This window comes from Skermanella sp., from assembly GCF_059503625.1.
Genome location: NZ_JCACHA010000286.1, coordinates 1 through 3,003 on the forward strand (window position 1 = coordinate 1; position 3,003 = coordinate 3,003).

2 protein-coding genes are annotated in these 3,003 nt (G+C 66.4%); both read right to left on the reverse strand.

The genetic code is table 11. From position 1 onward, the window contains the following. Positions 1–197: 197 nt before the first annotated feature. The gene (gene chrA, locus AC5JJ6_RS06635) at positions 198–1,577 is read right to left on the reverse strand and encodes a chromate efflux transporter (RefSeq protein ID WP_496041281.1); all 1,380 of its coding nucleotides are present in this window, start codon (positions 1,575–1,577) and stop codon (positions 198–200) included. Further along, positions 1,574–2,392, reverse strand: a complete 819-nt coding sequence (locus AC5JJ6_RS06640; RefSeq protein ID WP_496041282.1) for a chromate resistance protein ChrB domain-containing protein — start codon at positions 2,390–2,392, stop codon at positions 1,574–1,576. Before AC5JJ6_RS06640 ends, chrA begins: the two co-directional genes overlap by 4 nt. Positions 2,393–3,003 lie beyond the last annotated feature (611 nt).

The window sequence follows — 3,003 nt, forward strand, 5'->3', positions numbered from 1 at the left end:
TCCCGACAGCCACCGAGGTCACAAGCGATTCAGACAAAGAGAAAACCGCTCTAGGTTGAACCCCGGCGGCGGACGGCCGGTCATCATGCCCTCGAAATCGTGCCGCAGCCGCCGCCCCTGGGCAATAGCCCGGCTCGAGACCGCCGCGCCAGCCGCCATCAGCAAGCTGCGCCTGACCAATCCAGCCCGATCTCCCCTCATTCCAGTATGAGCTTCGTGACGAGACCGACCGCCGCCGTGATGCCGAGCGTCCGTAGAAGGCCGAGCTTCAGCCGAAACAGGGAGGCCGCTGCAAGCGCGGCGAGTGCCAAGGCGAGTGGATCGAGCGAGCTGAGCCTGGGAATATCGAAGCCGACCGGTCCCGCCTCCCAGCGGGCTACATCGGCGAACAGCACGCGCAGGCCGAACCAGAGCGCGAGGTTGGCGATGACGCCGACCACTGCGGCCGTGACTGCGGCCAGGGCGCCCGTCAGCGCGCGGTTTGAATGCAGCCGCTCGACATACGGAGCGCCGAGGAAGATGAACGCGAAGCACGGCGCGAAAGTCACCCAGATCGTCAGCACCGAGGCGAGCACGCTCGAGGCGAGACCGCCGGCGCCATAGCCAGCGAGGAAGCCAACGAACTGCAGGACGAGGATCAGCGGTCCGGGCGTCGTCTCCGCAAGGCCAAGACCAACGAGCATTTGGTCAGCCGTCAGCCAGCCATAGCCTTGCACCGCCTCCTGGGCGACGTAGGCGAGCACGGCATAGGCGCCGCCGACGGTGACCACCGCCATCTTGGAGAAGAACCAGGCGACGTCGGCGAAGACACCGCCGACCATCAACGTCAGGACCGCAACCGGGGCGAGCCAGAGCGCCACGGCGACCCAGCCTGCCTGCCACGCCTTGGCAGCCAGCCGAGCGGGCCGCCCCGGATCCGCGGCGAGCACGGCGTCGAGCAATGCTGGCGGGCCGTCCTTGGCGGAGCCGTGGCTCCCAGCCTTGAAGGCGCCTGGCGCGAAGTAGCCGATGAGGGCGGCGGTCAGCACCACTATCGGGAAAGGCACGCCGAAGGCGTAGAGCGCGATGAAGGCGGCAACGGCAAGCGTCCAGGCCTCATTGGTCTTCAGCGCGCGCCGGGCCACGCGCAGCAGCGCCTCGACTACCAACACGAGCACTGCGCATTTCAGGCCAAAGAACAGCGCCGCGACCAGCGGGACCTCGCCGAGCGTGGCGTAGAGGATCGAGAGGCCGAGCATCACCGCCATGCCTGGGAGGACGAACAGCGCCCCGGCGGCGACCCCGCCCCGCACGCCATGCAGCAGCCAGCCGAGATAGGTCGCGAGTTGCTGCGCCTCTGGCCCAGGCAGGAGGGTGCAGAAGTTCAGGGCGTGCAGAAAGCGAGCGTCAGAAACCCAGCGCCGCTCGTCGACTATCTCGCGATGTAGCAGGGCGATCTGCCCGGCCGGGCCGCCGAAGGAGAGCAAGCCGATCTTGAGCCAGACCCGCACGGCCTCGCCGAAGGATGGCAGTCGTGGCAGTGCTGCTGCCGGGGCGCTCGTCGTCGGCACCGCCTCGCTGGATGTCTTCACACTCATGCCTTGCCCTCCGGCGCTGGCCAGTTGTGGGTTTCGTTCGTGGCGTCGGCCGCCCACCGGTAGAACGCGTCGTAGAGGCCCATCGCCGCATCGAGCTGGACGAGATCTTCCGGGTAAATGCGCGATAGCCCGAGCGAGGCAGCGAGCAGCCCGGCCGCCTTCGGCGCGAGGTCGAGCCGTGCAGTGCCAGCGCCGCGGACGATTGCCGCCAGTCGCAGCAGCGGGTCCGAGCGCAGGCCGAACTCCTCGACCATGACATCGGAGGTGCAGAGCTCGTCGCGGTGGCTCCAGAACACGCTTTCGACGTCGAAAGACGTGGCGGCGAAGCGGTCGGCGACTGCGAGGACTTCGGAGGGTGCCACGAAGAGGAAGACCGCCCCGGTGTCCACGAAGCGGCGGCTGAGCCAGGGGCAGGCGATGCGATCGATCTTCGGACGGGCCCGCGTGACCCAGAGCGTGCGGCCCTGCGGGTCGCGGGACGGCACGTGGTCGGGGCACACGAGCAGCCCACCTGCCGCTACCCAGGCTTCTAAGCTACCCTCGAGCGCCTCGGCGGCGTTGCCGGCGTGCCGGAGCCAGGCGGCCACGCCCTGGCTGAGCTTCAGGCCCCGCTGGCAGACGACGGCCACGGAGCGGCCGGTGAAGTCGCCCGCCCATACGGCCACCGACCGGAAGTCGCGCCGAATCGTGCCGGGCAGAACGCGAGGATCGCTGGCGAAGTCCTCTTCGGTGCGGACGTCCAGGACGGCTGGGGCGTCTGGCGTTCCCAAAAGCCGGGCAAGCTGGCTTGGCGTGATGATGTCGGGGCTTGGCACGAGCGTCCTCCTACGGCGCTGGGCGCCGGAGCATGGACGCGATGCTTGGGCCGAAGCCTCAGGAGGCGATCGCGGAGGACCCCTTACCCATCAGAATGTGCAGGCACCCCCGACCAGTCAAGGCCGGTCAGCAGGTCCCGCGGCCCAGAGAATTTCGTTCCCCAGTTCCCATCGCTGCTCCAGTCGGCTTCCACACAACCTGTCTTTTCCAACCAGACCAGCGCGATGAAATGCAGGTTTCCTGCAGTTTTCGGCCGCGACCTTAATGGTTCAGAGGCTGAACGAGAGCAGGTTTTCTCTCCGAAATGCCGGAAACTCTCCGTACCCTGAGGGTAACCCAATTTAACCCTCAAGCTTTATCGTATCAAAAATACTAGACATTTCAGCTGGGTGCCGACGCGTCTTTCAACGTGTCGATCGCTTACCGATTAAAGCTGCGAACCAAATCAGCTTCTCTACCCTCAAGCTCCTGCACCTTCTGGAGCCCTCGTGACTGCCTGGCTCAGGCTCTGGTTACAAGGAGCCGCCCTGACCATAGCCGCACAGCCTATCCGATCTAGCACTACCTGGGCACTATGAAGGCTGTTGTGCGTTGTCTGACCTGGGCTGAG

Bases quoted from the DNA above. Each gene is read 5' to 3' on its own strand.
- chrA (WP_496041281.1), bottom strand. From the start codon at position 1,577: ATGAGTGTGAAGACATCCAGCGAGGCGGTGCCGACGACGAGCGCCCCG.